This is a genomic window from Candidatus Competibacter phosphatis (assembly GCF_012939995.1).
In the GTDB taxonomy this organism is placed as follows: domain Bacteria; phylum Pseudomonadota; class Gammaproteobacteria; order Competibacterales; family Competibacteraceae; genus Competibacter; species Competibacter phosphatis.
In genome coordinates, this window is the sequence record NZ_SPMZ01000004.1 from 1 (window position 1) to 14,774 (window position 14,774).

A 14,774-nucleotide genomic window follows, 5' to 3' on the forward strand; every position below is an offset into this window, starting at 1 on the left:
TCTGGGTGTTTCTCCTCCCACAGCTTGTCGCCGGAAAAGGCCGCGTGCGCACTCACACAGACGATGCCCGTGCGTGTCTCGTGCAACCCCAGTTCCACCGCTGCGCGGCTCCAACCAAACACCGCCTCCGCCTGCCGAGGACTCCCTGCGCAATACTTCAACGCCATCGCCGCCTGAAATGCTCGCCGCTCCGCCCCCAGCATCTTGGAAGATGCAAGTTTGATATCGTCCAGATGTCCGACATCCGCTACGGCTTGGTTCTCAGAAACACAGAGAGGAGACATCAGGTTCAGCTCATCAAAGTTACGAAAGAGCTGTAACTATCGCACACAATGGTATATTTATCTTCGGAAATCACCTTAAAAAAAAAGCGCCCCTGCAAAGTCTACGCAAACGACATGCGCGTCAAGGTCGATCCGACCGGGCTATATACCTACCCGGACGTAGTGGTGACTTGCGGCAAAGCCCAATTCGACGATACGCACCTCGACACTTTGCTGAATCCCGTTTTGATCGTCGAGATCCCGTCCGACTCCACCGAGGCTTACGACCGTGGGCGTAAGTTCGAGCATTACCGCAAGCTGGGTTCGCTGGTCGAATATGTACTGATCGCCCAAAACCGCCCACACATCGAATCCTATCGGCGGCAAGCCGACCAACAATGGCTGTTGCGGGAATGCAGCGAACTTGACGGCACGCTTCGGCTACTGTCCATCGATTGTGATCTGGCGCTGGCGGAGGTCTACGATAAGGTGGAACTCCTGGAAGGTTGACACCAGCCCCACATCGCCGATTGCAACCCTCGACTGCATCGATTTGCCCGTTCGACTAAATTCGCCGTGTTGTTCAAGCACGTTCTCCCACAAGATGTTGGCCGGGTTCTGTTATCATGGCCCGCCCGCCGCCGAAGACTCCGGCCGCTTGTGCTCTCTAACCAATTCGATCCGCCATGCATCCAGCTCTAACCATCGCCAAGCGCGCCGCCTTGAGCGCCAGCCGCATCCTGCTCCGTCACTTCGATAACCTCGAACGGCTGAGCGTCACCGCCAAACAGCGCAACGACTTCGTCAGTGAAGCGGATGTGCAGGCCGAACAGGAAATTATTCAGACCCTGCGCAAGACTATCCCAACCACGGCATTCTGGCCGAGGAAAGCGGCGAACAGCACGGCCACGACGATTATCAATGGGTGATCGATCCGCTGGACGGCACCACTAACTTTCTGCACGGCATTCCGCATTTCGCCATCTCCATCGGTTTTCGCCACAAGAACCGGTTGGAAGCGGGGCTGGTCTACGACCCAATCCGGCAGGAGATGTTCACCGCTTCGCGCGGCGCCGGCGCACAGATGAACGACCGGCGCATGCGAGTCAGCAACATCCCGCAAATGGAAAACGCCCTGCTCGGCACCGGTTTTCCGTTCCGTCACCCCCAGCACCAGCCCGCCTATCTCAATTTCTTTGGCAGCCTGTTCGGCAAGTGCGTGGAAGTGCGCCGGGCCGGCGCGGCCTCGCTGGATCTGGCCTACGTGGCCTCCGGCCGGCTGGATGGCTACTGGGAGTTCGGTCTGAAGGAATGGGATATCGCGGCCGGCGCGCTGCTGGTGCAGGAAGCCGGGGGGTTGGTCAGCGATTTCGTCGGCGGCAACGACTTCATGAAATCCGGCAACATCGTTGCCGGCAACCCCAAGGTGTTCAAGGCCCTGCTACAAGAAATGCGGCCGCATCTGAGCGGCTGACAGTCAGCGGCTTACCGGGTCAGCGCCGGAATCCCGAGGTAATCGGATAGCGCCGGTCCCGTCCGAAAGCGCGCGGGGTGATCCGCACGCCCGGCGCGGCCTGGCGGCGCTTGTATTCGTTGACGATCACCAGCCGCGCCACCCGCTCCACCGTCGCTCGATCGTAACCCGCCGCGACCAACTCCTCCACCGAGTGGTCCTCCTCGACGTAAGCTTGCAGGATGGCATCCAGCAGGTCGTAGGGCGGCAGGCTGTCCTGATCGGTCTGATCCGGGCGCAGTTCGGCCGACGGCGGCCGGTCCAGCACCCGTTGCGGGATCACCGGCGATAGACTGTTGCGATAGACCACCAACCGGTACACCATCATCTTCAGCACGTCCTTGATCGGAGCGAACCCGCCGGCCATGTCGCCGTACAAGGTGGAATAACCCACGGCAGTCTCGCTCTTGTTGCCGGTGGTCAACACTAGCTTACCGGTCTTGTTGGAGATCGCCATCAGGATCACCCCTCGGCAACGGGCCTGGATGTTCTCTTCGGTGCTATCCGGTGGCAATCCCGCCAATACCGGTTGCAAGATGCCGAGAAAAGATTCGAACGCCGGCTCGATCGGCATCAGATGATACTTGACGCCCAAGGCCCGCGCTTCCTGCTCGGCGTCGGAATTGCTCATTTCGGCGGTGTAGCGCGACGGCATCAGCACCGCTTCCACCCGTTCCGATCCCAGCGCGTCGACGGCGATGGCCAGGGTCAGCGCCGAATCGATGCCGCCGGATAGCCCCAACACCGCGCCGGGGAACCCGTTCTTGTTCACATAATCGCGCACGCCCAGCACGATGGCCTGATAAATCGCGGCTTCCTCGGCCGGCTCCGAGATAATTTCGCTGGGACGGGGTTCCACCGTCGCGCCGACGCTGAAATCCACCGGATACAGACCCTCGACGCAAAGCGGAGCCCGTTGGGTCAGTTCCCCGCGTCCGTTGACCACTTGCGAATCGCCGTCGAACACCAGTTCGTCCTGCCCGCCAACCAAGTTGGTGTAAAGGATGGACAGGCCATTTTCGACCGCCCGCTGTCGCAGGATCTCCAGCCGCAACCGGCTTTTGCCGGCGTGAAAGGGCGAGGCGTTCAGATTGAGCAGCAGTTGCGCGCCGGCCTTGGCGGCCTGGCGCGCTGGCCCGGCCTGCCACACGTCCTCGCAGATGGTGACGCCGACCCGCGCACCCTTGAGTTCGAACACCAACGGTTCCGTGCCCGCCACGAAATAGCGTTTCTCGTCGAACACACTGTAATTGGGCAGACATTGCTTGTGATAGACCGCCCGAATCCCGCCGTCGGCGATGACGGCGGCCGAATTGCGCAGTCCCTCCGGCGTCGCGGCGGGATAGCCGACGATGGCGGTTATCCCTTGGATTTCGGCGCAAAGCCGCCGCATGGCCGGTTCCACCTGGCCCACGAAACCCGGGGCGAAGCAACAAATCTTCCGGGGGGATAGCCAGTGACGGTCAGCTCCGGGAACACGATCGCATCGGCCCGCCAGCGATCGCGGGCCTCTCGGGCGGCGACGACGATCTTTTCGGTATTGCCGGGGATATCGCCGACCAGGAGATTAAGTTGGGCCATGACGACCCGGAGATTGGGAACAGGATCAATCATCGCGTCTATCCATTCACTTGCCGCCCATGGCCGCCCTTTCAGTCGGACAGCGTAAAAACGAACAGGGGCGCCGAAGCGCCCCTTTCAATTCCCGGACCGTAACTCTGATTGGATCAGCCGGGGAAATACGCCTTCATCGCCGCGCCGATGTCGGCCGGCGAGCGGACGATCTTGGCGCCAGCAGCTTCCAGCGCCGCGAACTTGTCGGCCGCCGTACCCTTGCCGCCCATGATGATGGCGCCGGCGTGACCCATGCGCTTGCCGGGGGGCGCGGTAACACCGGCGATGTAGGCGACCACCGGCTTCTTGATATTGGCCTTGATGTACTCGGCGCCTTCCTCCTCGGCGCTGCCGCCGATCTCGCCCACCATCACGATGCCTTCGGTCTGCGGATCATCCTTGAACAGCTTCAGCACGTCGACGAAGCTCATGCCGTGGATCGGGTCGCCGCCGATCCCGATGCAGGTGGACTGGCCAAGACCGGTCTGAGTGGTCTGCCAGACCGCTTCGTAGGTCAGGGTGCCGGAGCGGGAGACGATGCCGATCTTGCCGGGCAGGTGGATATGGCCGGGCATGATCCCCATCTTGCAACCGCCGGGAGTGATCACGCCCGGACAGTTGGGGCCGATCAGATAGACATCCGGATAGCTGGTCTGCAAGGTCGCCTTGACCTTCAACATGTCCGTCACCGGAATGCCTTCGGTGATGCAGGCGATCACCTTGATGCCGGCGTCGGCCGCTTCCAGGATGGCATCGCCGGCGAACGCGGCCGGCACGTAGATCATGCTCGCATCGGCGCCGGTGGCGGCGACCGCTTCGTACACGGTGTTGAACACCGGCTTGCCCAGGTGGGTACTACCGCCCTTGCCGGGGCTGATGCCGCCGACCAGATTGGTGCCGTAAGCGATGGCCTGTTCAGCGTGGAAGGTGCCCTGCGAGCCGGTGAACCCCTGGCAGATAACCTTGGTGTTTTTGTCGATCAAAATACTCATGGTGCGCTAATTCCCCTGATGAGGTGAGAGGCCCAAGGTCGGCCAGTGGTTACTTGGCGGCCGCAGCCACCGCCATCTTGGCGGCGTCGGTCAAGTCGTCGGCGGTCATGATGTTCATGCCGGACTTGGCCAGCATCTCGCGCCCGGCCTCGACGTTGGTGCCCTGCAGCCGCACCACCACCGGCAGCGTCAGACCCACTTCCTTGACGGCCTGGATGATGCCCTCGGCGATCAGGTCGCAACGGACGATGCCGCCGAAAATATTGACCAGAATCGCCTTAACTTTTTCGGAAGACAAAATCAGCTTGAAGGCACGGGCCACCCGGTCGGCGGTGGCGCCGCCGCCCACGTCAAGGAAGTTGGCCGGCTCGCCGCCGTGCAGCTTACAAACGTCCATGGTCGCCATGGCCAAACCGGCGCCGTTGACCATGCAGCCGATGTTGCCGTCCAGCGCCACGTAGTTGAGGCCGATCTCATGGGCGATGTGCTCGCGCTCGTCCTCCTGGGTGGGATCGCGCAGCTCGGCGGTATCCTTGTGCCGATACATGGCGTTGTCGTCCAGGGTGATCTTGGCGTCCAGGGCCATCATCTGGCCGTTGTCGGCGATGATCAACGGGTTGATCTCGACCAGGCTGCAATCCTTTTGCACGAAGGTGTTGTAAATACCGGTCATGATCTTGACCAGTTGGTTGACCTCATCCTTGCCCAATCCCATCTGGAAACCGAGATTGCGGCATTGATAAGGCTGAATGCCGGCGATCGGATCGATGGCGATGGTCAGGATTTTTTCCGGGCTCTTGGCGGCGACTTCCTCGATGTCCATGCCGCCCTCGGACGAACCGATGAAGACGATGCGCTTCTTGCTGCGGTCCACCAGGCAGCTCAGATACAGTTCGTTGGTGATATCCACCCCATCCTGAATCAGCAGAGCGTGAACCGGAACGCCTTCGGCGCCGGTCTGTTTAGTGACCAGGGTGGAGCCCAGCAATCGACCGGAGATCTCTTCGACATCCTGGAGGCTGCGTGCCAACTTGACACCGCCGGCCTTACCGCGACCACCGGCGTGGACCTGGGCCTTGACCACCCAGAGCGGGCCGCCCAACGCCTTGGCGGCCTCCACCGCTTCCTGCTGGGAGGTAACCTTGGTGCCGCGTGGGACCGCCACGCCGAATTGTTGGAGTAGTTCTTTTGCTTGGTACTCGTGCAGGTTCATGCGGATTACATCCCCCTTTTACAGTGAGGTTGCCATTGTATCCCGAAATACCCCAATCTTCACGTATTCGCCGTGAGATTGGCGATGGCCAGCCCATCGAGGCGCCGGTGTGATTAAATTATACGTGGAATCGCCCAGCCCCGAGGAATTGCTGCCCCGCGCCGCCCTGTCATGACCGTTACCAAACCGATCGCCGCCCTGCTGCCCAACCGCTTCATGGACCGCCGCTACCTGTGGCGGGTGTTCCGCGCCTCCAGCTTCTTCCGGTTGATCCTGGCGGCGTTGCTGCTGGCGGCGACGACGCTGGACGAACAAAATCGGCTATTCGGCAAACAGAACCCGCAACTGTTTTCGTGGGTGGCGCTGGGCTACCTGGCGTTGGCGCTACTCGCCATTGCCGGTACCTACTGGCGGCGACCACGACTGACGGTGCAAGCGCACCTGCAAATGGTGGTCGATCTGGTGACGCTGACCGTGATGATCAGCGCCTCGGGCGGCATCACCAGCAGCCTGAACAGCCTGTTGATCACCGCCGTCGCCGCCAGCAGCATCCTGCTACCACTCAATTCGGCACTGCTGGCCGCCGCCCTGGGCTTCATACTGCTGACGGTATCCTGGTTGCTGGACCAATGGCACACTGTCCAGGTATTGGCGCGGGCGAATCGTGGCCCGGCGGGCTGGCCCGGCCTGTGGAGCCGTCTGGGCGACGCCAACGACGATCTGGTGCGACTGGGCGTGCTGGGCGCCGCGCTGTTCATCGCCGCCGGACTCACCTACGCACTGGCCGAACGCGCCCGGCGCGGCGAGGCGCTGGCCCGCCAGCGCACCCTGGAACTGTTCGAAGCGGCCGAACTGAGCCAAGGCATCATCCGCCACCTGCAAAACGGCGTGGTGGTGGTCGATCCGACCGGTCAGGTGCAACTCCTGAACGAAACCGCCCAGGAATGGCTGGACTGCCCGCAAACCACGCCCGGCCTGCCGCTGGAAACCCTGTCGCCACCGTTGGCGCGGCGACTGCGGGACTGGCTGGACGGCAGCCTGGAACATCCAGCCTTCCGACCGACCGAGCATCGCCCGGAATTGATTCCCCGCTTCACCCGACTCAGCGGCCGTCAAGCGGCGAGCGTGCTGATACTGCTGGAAGATTCCCAGCAAGCCACCGAGCGGCTGCAACAGCTCAAGCTGGCGGCGCTGGGACGGTTGACCGCCGGCATCGCTCACGAGATCCGCAACCCGCTGGCGGCGATCGGCCACGCCGCCCAACTCTTGCAGGAATCGACTGGTCTCGGCCCCAGCGAGCGGCGGCTGGCGCAGATCGTTCACGACAACGTCAAGCGGGCCAACCGCATCATCGGCGACGTGCTCGATCTGGCCCGGCGCGACCAGCTCAAACCGGAGCGGCTGGTACTGGAACCGTGGCTGGAGAATTTCAGGCAGGAATTCCTGCGCGGGCGGGACTGGCCGACACCCGAGTGGCGCCAGAGCGTGGAGCCGGCCGAACTGGCCGTGATATTCGATCCGCATCAATTGTGGCAGGTGTTGTGGAACCTTTGCGCCAACGCCTGCCAACACGGGAGCCGGGTCGGCGAAACGCCGCAAATCGAGCTGCGGGCCGGCCTGGACGACGGTCGCACCCGACCATTTCTGGACGTGCGCGACACCGGAGCTGGCGTTGCGTCCGACAATGTCGCCAAACTGTTCGAACCGTTCTTTACCACCCGGACCAAAGGTACCGGTCTGGGCCTGTATCTGGCTCGGGAGTTGTGCGAGGCTAACCGGGCCCAGTTGCAATACCGCCCCCCACCCGAAGGCGGCGGTTGTTTTCGCATCACCTTTACCGCCGCGAACCTCGTATCGGAGACGAATTGATGGATGCCTGCAACGCCTTGATCGTGGATGACGAAGCCGATATCCGCGAACTGATCGAGATGACCCTGCTGCCGCTGGGCGTAACCTGTCATCCAGCGGCCGATCTCGGCGAGGCATACGCTTTGCTTAAAAATCACGCGTTCGGCTTTTGTATCACTGACCTACGGCTACCGGACGGCAGTGGGCTGGAACTGGTGGCGCATATTCAGAGACATTACCCCAATCTGCCGGTGGCGGTGATCACCGCGCACGGCAACGTGGAAAGCGCGGTGGAAGCGCTCAAGCTGGGCGCGTTCGATTTTGTCTCCAAACCGTTCGAGCTGGCGGTACTGCGCAACATGGTGGCGACCGCGCTGCGCTTGAGCCGCAGCGAGGATCACCTTGACGCCAACCGCCCTATCCTGCTCGGCCATGCGGCGGTGATGGAAAACGTGCGGCAGATGATCGCCAAACTGGCGCGCAGCCAGGCACCCATTTTGATCAGCGGCGAATCGGGCACCGGCAAGGAAATGGCGGCACGTCTGATCCACTGGTCCGGACCGCGGGCCGACAAACCGTTCGTGCCGGTCAACTGCGGAGCGATTCCCGAACACCTGATGGAGAGCGAGTTCTTCGGCTACAAGAAAGGCAGTTTCACCGGCGCCACCCAGGACAAGGGCGGCCTGTTCCAGGCAGCGCAGGGCGGCACGCTGTTTCTGGACGAGGTGGCGGATCTACCGATCTCGATGCAAGTCAAGTTGCTGCGTGCAATTCAGGAGCGGGCGGTGCGGCCGGTGGGCGCCCAAACCGAAGTGGCCACCGACGTGCGCCTTCTCAGCGCCACCCACAAGAGCCTAGCGGAACTGGTCAAGCAAGGCGCCTTTCGCCAAGATCTGTTTTATCGGCTGAACGTGATCGACCTGCGAATGCCGAGCCTGCGCGAGCACCCGCAGGATATTCCAGAGCTGGTCGAGGCAATCCTCGCGCGGTTGAGCCGGCAGTCCGGCCTGCAGGCACCGAAGCTGGCGCCGAAGCTGGCGCCGACCGCGCTAGCAGCGCTGGCCGCCTACGCATTTCCGGGCAACATCCGCGAATTGGAGAATATCCTTGAGCGGGCTTTCACCTTGTGTGAGGATGGTGTGATCCAAGCTGGGGAACTACTGCTGCCGGGGGAACCGACTTCGATCCGGCCAAACCCGGAACCATCGCCACCGAGAACTCCGGCACCGGCGGCTCCCGAACGGCATGAACCCCCGCGCGGCGAATTCGAACCCAGAACCGTACCGATCCTACAGCCGCCATCGGGCAATCTGGAAGGCTATCTGGAGGAAATCGAGCGGACAGCGATTCTGCGGGCGCTGGAATCGACCCGTTACAACAAAACCGCCGCCGCCGAAAAGCTGGGCATCAGCTTCCGGGCGCTACGCTACCGGTTGAAGAAGCTGGGACTGGAATAGCTCTCGCTGGCGCCTGTTCGGATCGACCGTCCTACCCGTCGCCACAAAAAAGCCCGGCTTTGCCGCCGGGCTTCGCCAGACCGACCGCTTGGGTCGTCGTCAAGCCTGAACTTTGGCGAACGCCTCGATCACCTCCGACGGTGCCTGAATCAGCTCGATCAGCACGCCCTCGCCACTCAGCGGCGTGGCATCGTTGCCCTTGGGGTGTAGGAAGCAAACATCGTAACCGGCCGCGCCCTTGCGGATACCACCAGGCGTGAAGCGCATCCCCTGAGCGGTCAGCCATTCCACCGCCGCAGCCAGATTATCGATCCACAACCCGATGTGATTGAGCTGTGGCTCATGCACCTTGGGCGCCTTGCCCGGGTCGATCGGCTGCATCAGGTCCACTTCCACCTTGAACGGACCGGAACCAATGGCGGCAATATCCTCGTCCACGTTCTCCCGCTCGCTGCGGAAGTTGCCGGTCAGGGTCAGGCCCAGGGTATCCACCCACAGCCGGCTCAACTTACTCTTATCCAGCCCGCCGATGGCGATTTGCTGGATGCCCAGAACTTTAAACGGTCTATCGGACACAAGGAGCTCCTCAGTGATTGGGGTTCGAATTGGGAAAGCATCAAGATAACAGACCTTTTCAGTATGTCATTCCGCCTTGCGATTGCAACCGTGGCCCATCGATTTCCCAACCGGCTCCACGCCGGGAATCGGCGGAATCTTCGGTTATACTTCTTCGGTATCGCCCACCCAACGTGTTCCAATCCCATTGGAGGATGTGCATGTCAAACCCACAAACCGCGGATCTGCCCGCTCCCACTTTCGACGAGTTCGCCCCCACGCCTTACGAGGAATGGCGGAAGGTCGTCGACAAATTCCTTAAGGGCGCGCCGTTCGAGAAACGACTGGTCACCAAAACCTACGAAAACATCGACCTGCAACCCATGTACCGGCAGGAGGATATTGCCGGACTGCCGCAGATCGACGGCTTGCCCGGTTTTGCCCCCTACGTGCGCGGCGCGGCTCCGCTGGGCTATGTCGCCGCCAGTTGGGATGTCGCTCAGGAAATCGCCTGCGGAACGCCAGCCGCTTTCAACGCGGCCTTGCGCGCCGACTTGGCGCGTGGCCAAAACGCCATCAACCTGGTGCTCGACCGCCCGACGCTGGCCGGTATCGATGCCGATCAAGCCGAAGCCGATGATGTAGGAAAAGGCGGCCTGTCCATCTCCAGTGTCGACGATCTCGCTCAGGCCTTGGATGGGGTCGATCTCGAAAGCACGCCTCTTTTCATTCAGGCCAGCACCAGCGCGCTGACCTTCACCGCGCTGCTGGCGGCGCTGGTGAAAAAAACAGGGCAAATCGCTCGCCAAGATGCGCGGCGCCATCGGCATGGACCCCTTGGGCCAGTTGGCCCGCGATGGTCGGCTACCCCGCGATCTGGACGGCATCCACGACGTGATGGCGCAACTCACCGCCTGGGCCCAGGCCAATGCGCCCCAGTTGCAGACGATCACCGTGCAGGGCAACCCCTATCATAACGGCGGCGCCAGCGCCACGCAGGAGCTGGCCTTCGCGCTGGCCACCGCCGTCGAATATCTGCGCGCCATGCAGGCTCGCGGACTGAGCGTGGACGACGCCGCGCCGCGCTTCCGCTTCGCCTTGTCGATCGGCTCCAACTTCTTCATGGAAATCGCCCGACTGCGCGCCGCACGGCTGCTATGGGCCAAGATCGTCCAGGCGTTCGGTGGCAATGCCGAATCGCAGAAGATGCGCATTCATGCCCGCACCTCGGCCTGGAACCAGACCGTTTACGACCCGCACGTCAATCTGTTGCGCGGCACCACCGAAGCGTTCTCGGCGGTGGTCGGCGGCTGCGACAGCCTGCACATCTCGCCTTTCGACGAATTGGTGCGTGTCCCGGACGACTTCTCCCGGCGCGTCGCCCGTAACACCCATACCGTGCTGAGCGAAGAAACCCATATCACTCACACCGTCGATCCGGCGGGCGGCTCCTGGTATGTGGAAACCCTGACCGATGCGGTGGCCCGCCAGACCTGGGCGATCTTCCAGGAGGTCGAGAAACAGGGTGGCATGACGAAAACACTGCTAGCCGGCTGGCCGCAATCCCAAATTGCCGACACCGCCGCCAAGCGCGCCGCCAACATCGCCAAGCGCAAGGACATTTTCGTCGGCACCAATATGTATCCGAACATGAAGGAAACTCGGATCGAGCCGGCGTCGGTGGATGCGTGGGCGGTTCAGACGGAACGAACCACGTCGATCAACCAGTTTCGGGCGACGGCTGACGCGAATCAAAAGCAGGCGGCCCTGGACGCGCTCGCCAAAGCGGGAACGAACAGCGTCGATGCCGCGATTCAAGCCGCGTTGGCTGGCGCAAGCCTGGGTGAAATCGCTCAAGCCGCACGCACCGGCGCCAAAGCCGGCCCCACCACCAACCCCGTCCACGCCCATCGCGGCGCGCAAGCCTTCGAGGCACTGCGACAGGCGGCGGAAACCTATGTGGCCCGTATCGGCCAGCGACCGTTGGTCTTTCTCGCCACCATGGGGCCGCTGACCCAGCACAAGGGCCGCGCCGATTTCTCGACCGCGTTCCTGGGTGTGGGCGGCTTCGAAACGATTTACCCATCCGGTTTCAGCACCCCCGAAGAAGCGGCGGACGCGGCACTGGCGTCGGGCGCCAAAGCCGTGGTGATCTGCTCCACCGACCCGACCTACCCCGACATCGTCCCGCCGCTGGCGCAGAAACTCAAGCAGGCCAGCCCGGATCTCACCGTATTGCTGGCCGGCTACCCAGCCGATCACGTCGAGGCCTTCAAGACCGCCGGCGTCGATGATTTCATTCACCTGAATGCCAATTGCCTGGCGCTGTTGACCATGCTGCAAAAGAAAATGGGGGTCGCCCAATGAGCCAATCACCTGATTTCGCTTCCATGGCCTATGGCCTGGACTTCCCCAAGCCCAGTTTCGCCGAGTGGAAGGCGATGGTGGAAAAAACCACCGGTAAAACCCTGGAGCAGCTGGTCTGGGCGACCATGGAGCAGATCGACGTCAATCCGCTCTACACCCAGGACGATATCAAGGATCTCAAGCACCTGGGCTACGCCGCCGGGGTACCGCCCTTCCTGCGCGGCCCCTACCCGGCCATGTACGTCACTCAGCCGTGGACGGTGCGCCAGTACGCCGGTTTCTCCACGGCGGAAGAGTCCAACGCTTTCTATCGTCGCAATCTGGCGGCGGGGCAGAAAGGCTTGTCCATCGCCTTCGATCTAGCCACCCATCGCGGCTACGACTCCGATCATCCGCGCGTGGTCGGCGACGTCGGCAAGGCTGGCGTGGCGATCGACTCGATTTTGGATATGGAAGTGCTGTTCGGCGGCATCCCTCTGGATCAGATGTCGGTGTCGATGACCATGAACGGCGCGGTCTTGCCGGTCTTGGCCTTCTACATCGTCTCCGCCGAGGAACAGGGCGTTCCCCACGACAAGCTCACCGGCACCATTCAGAACGACATTCTGAAAGAGTACATGGTGCGCAACACCTATATTTATCCGCCCGATCCGTCGATCCGCATCATCGGCGACATCTTCGCCTATACGTCCAAGGAGATGCCGAAGTTCAACAGCATCTCGATCTCCGGCTATCACATGCAGGAAGCGGGCGCGACGGCGGATCTGGAACTGGGCTACACGCTGGCGGACGGTCTGGAGTACGTGCGCACCGGCGTCAAGGCCGGCATGGACATCGACACCTTCGCGCCTCGGCTGTCGTTCTTCTGGGCCATCGGCATGAACTACTTCATGGAAGTAGCCAAGATGCGGGCCGGGCGGTTGCTGTGGGCCAAGATCATCAAGCAGTTCAATCCCAAGAACGACAAGTCGATGGCCTTGCGGACCCATAGCCAGACCTCGGGCTGGAGCTTGACCGAGCAAGACCCGTTCAACAATGTCGCCCGCACCTGCGTCGAGGCGCTGGCGGCGGCACTGGGCCACACCCAATCCCTGCACACCAACGCCCTGGATGAAGCCATCGCGCTGCCAACCGACTTCTCGGCGCGCATCGCCCGCAACACCCAGCTCTACCTCCAGGATGAAACAGCGATCTGCAAGGTGCTGGACCCGTGGGGCGGCTCCTACTACGTCGAGGCGTTGACCAACGAGTTGATCAAGCGGGCTTGGGGCCACATCCAGGAAGTAGAAAGTCTGGGCGGCATGACCAAGGCCATCGAGACCGGACTGCCCAAGATGCGTATCGAGGAAGCGGCGGCGCGGAAACAAGCGCATATCGATTCCGGCAAGGAAACCATCGTCGGCGTCAACAAGTACCGGCTGTCCAAGGAAGACCCGCTGGAAATCCTCAGCATCGACAATACGGCGGTGCGCGAATCGCAGGTGCAGCGTCTGCAGAAACTGCGCGCCAACCGCGACGAGGCCAAGGTGAAAGCCTGCCTGAACGCGATTACCGAAGCCGCCAGCGCCGGTTCCGGCAACTTGCTGGAGAAGGCGGTGGAAGCCGCTCGCGCCCGCGCCAGTCTGGGCGAAATCTCCGATGCCATGGAGAAGGTGTTCGGCCGGCATAAGGCGGTCATCCGCGCCATTTCCGGCGTGTATAGCAGCGAGTTCGGCGAGGCTGAAGAGATCGCCAAGGTCCGCCAGATGGCCGATGAGTTCGAGCAGAACGAAGGTCGCCGTCCCCGTATCCTGGTAGCCAAGATTGGTCAGGATGGGCATGACCGGGGTGCCAAGGTCATTGCCACGGCCTTTGCCGACCTTGGCTTCGACGTGGATATCGGCGCGCTGTTCCAAACCCCGGAGGAAGTCGCCCGACAGGCGGTGGAAAACGACGTGCATGTGGTCGGCATGAGTTCGCTGGCCGCCGGTCACAAGACCCTGTTGCCGCAACTCATTGGGGAATTGAAGAAGCTGGGCCGCGAGGACATTATGGTCGTCATCGGCGGCGTCATTCCCGCGCAGGACTATGAGTACCTCAAGGCCAATGGCGCCGCCGCCATCTTTGGCCCCGGCACCGTCGTTCCAATCGCCGCGCAGAAGGTATTGGTGGAATTGAACGAGCGTCTGGCTGCGTGATGCTCTGAGGAATAGCCCTCTCTGTGATTTGTAGAGAGGGCTTTATTAATTTGTTAGGATTTGTACACAAAATATGATTTACGATAATCCAGCCGCTCGTCTCAAGGCTATTCTTGATGCTGGACTCAAAGAAAACAAAGACCAAAGCTGCATTACAGTGTGGCGTAAATTACTTGAAGCTAACCCAAATGATGCAGGTGATCTATTTCATCGTCTCGGAAAAACTATGGAGTTACCCCAAAAAAATTATAATTTTTGTTGCAAACACACTCTCCCCACCACATTGAGACATCCTCTCACTGGCGTAACCAGATCGATAGCGCCTTCATGAACCAACAACTGAGTGGAAAATGGGAATCTTTCATAAATCAGATTAACGTTCATTGCATAAACTACCTTAGTTTTATAGCCGATATTTTACACAATAAACTAAATGCAAAAACAGTTCAATTAGAGAAAATTAATGATTTAATTAGCAAAATAACAACTTTAATTGCTGAGATTTGAAAATAGCGACCTCGAAAAGCGACTTAAAAACTATACTTGCTTCGAGATCTTTTCGATCTTACTCCAAACTCTTCGAGAGTATAAAATCACTGGCGGAGAGGCAATTCTAAAACAGGTTGAATCGATAGTCGGTCATTCGTGCAGAGACAAAAAAATTCCTTGATTTCCTGAAAGACCACAAACTTGGTCAGCGTGTTTTGGACGATCTCAATGCAGTTGCAGCAACCCTGACTATTTATTTAAGTATACCCCAACTTTCTCAAACCGT

9 protein-coding genes and 4 pseudogenes are annotated in these 14,774 nt (G+C 60.9%); 8 read left to right on the top strand and 5 right to left on the bottom strand.

Going from position 1 to position 14,774, the window contains the following annotated elements:
• Positions 1-284 (bottom strand): annotated as a pseudogene (locus tag E4P82_RS00905) (ISAzo13-like element transposase-related protein); the annotation flags it as partial.
• Between the two features lie 48 nt (positions 285-332).
• Between E4P82_RS00905 and E4P82_RS00910 the strand changes: the two are divergent.
• Positions 333-773 carry a Uma2 family endonuclease gene (locus E4P82_RS00910; RefSeq protein ID WP_169247147.1) on the top strand — a complete coding sequence of 147 codons (441 nt, stop codon included), beginning with the start codon at positions 333-335 and terminating at the stop codon, positions 771-773.
• A gap of 176 nt (positions 774-949) precedes the next feature.
• A pseudogene (gene suhB / locus E4P82_RS00915) lies at positions 950-1,737 on the top strand (inositol-1-monophosphatase).
• Between the two features lie 19 nt (positions 1,738-1,756).
• On the opposite strand, the pseudogene E4P82_RS00920 reads toward suhB, so the two are convergent.
• The 3 genes and pseudogenes from E4P82_RS00920 to sucC all read right to left on the bottom strand — a co-directional run bounded on the left by E4P82_RS00920 (position 1,757) and on the right by sucC (position 5,595).
• Positions 1,757-3,390, bottom strand: a pseudogene (locus E4P82_RS00920) (NAD+ synthase).
• Positions 3,391-3,503: 113 nt separating this feature from the next.
• Positions 3,504-4,382 carry a succinate--CoA ligase subunit alpha gene (gene sucD, locus E4P82_RS00925; RefSeq protein ID WP_169247148.1) on the bottom strand — a complete coding sequence of 293 codons (879 nt, stop codon included), beginning with the start codon at positions 4,380-4,382 and terminating at the stop codon, positions 3,504-3,506.
• Between the two features lie 49 nt (positions 4,383-4,431).
• Positions 4,432-5,595, bottom strand: a complete 1,164-nt coding sequence (sucC, locus tag E4P82_RS00930) for an ADP-forming succinate--CoA ligase subunit beta (RefSeq protein WP_169247149.1) — start codon at positions 5,593-5,595, stop codon at positions 4,432-4,434.
• Positions 5,596-5,766: 171 nt separating this feature from the next.
• Between sucC and E4P82_RS00935 the strand changes: the two genes are divergently transcribed.
• Positions 5,767-7,464 carry a sensor histidine kinase gene (locus tag E4P82_RS00935; RefSeq protein ID WP_169247150.1) on the top strand — a complete coding sequence of 566 codons (1,698 nt, stop codon included), beginning with the start codon at positions 5,767-5,769 and terminating at the stop codon, positions 7,462-7,464.
• Entirely contained in the window at positions 7,464-8,900 is a 1,437-nt protein-coding gene (locus E4P82_RS00940) for a sigma-54-dependent transcriptional regulator (protein ID WP_169247151.1), read from the top strand. Before E4P82_RS00935 ends, E4P82_RS00940 begins: the two co-directional genes overlap by 1 nt.
• Before the next feature lie 99 nt (positions 8,901-8,999).
• Here the strand turns inward: E4P82_RS00940 and E4P82_RS00945 are convergent, their stop codons facing one another.
• Entirely contained in the window at positions 9,000-9,476 is a 477-nt protein-coding gene (locus E4P82_RS00945; RefSeq protein WP_169247152.1) for a VOC family protein, read from the bottom strand.
• A gap of 362 nt (positions 9,477-9,838) precedes the next feature.
• Here E4P82_RS00945 and E4P82_RS22670 point away from each other — a divergent pair.
• The 4 genes and pseudogenes from E4P82_RS22670 to E4P82_RS00960 all read left to right on the top strand — a co-directional run.
• Positions 9,839-10,177, top strand: a pseudogene (locus tag E4P82_RS22670) (methylmalonyl-CoA mutase family protein); the annotation flags it as partial.
• Between the two features lie 106 nt (positions 10,178-10,283).
• On the top strand, positions 10,284-11,822 hold the full coding sequence (locus tag E4P82_RS00950; RefSeq protein ID WP_281383627.1) for a methylmalonyl-CoA mutase family protein: 1,539 nt from the start codon (positions 10,284-10,286) through the stop codon (positions 11,820-11,822).
• Positions 11,819-13,999 (top strand): methylmalonyl-CoA mutase, encoded by a 2,181-nt coding sequence (gene scpA / locus E4P82_RS00955; RefSeq protein WP_169247153.1) that lies wholly within the window; start codon positions 11,819-11,821, stop codon positions 13,997-13,999. Before E4P82_RS00950 ends, scpA begins: the two co-directional genes overlap by 4 nt.
• A gap of 327 nt (positions 14,000-14,326) precedes the next feature.
• Complete coding sequence (locus E4P82_RS00960; protein WP_169247154.1) at positions 14,327-14,506, top strand: hypothetical protein; 180 nt, start codon at positions 14,327-14,329, stop codon at positions 14,504-14,506.
• The last annotated feature ends 268 nt before the right edge of the window (positions 14,507-14,774 follow it).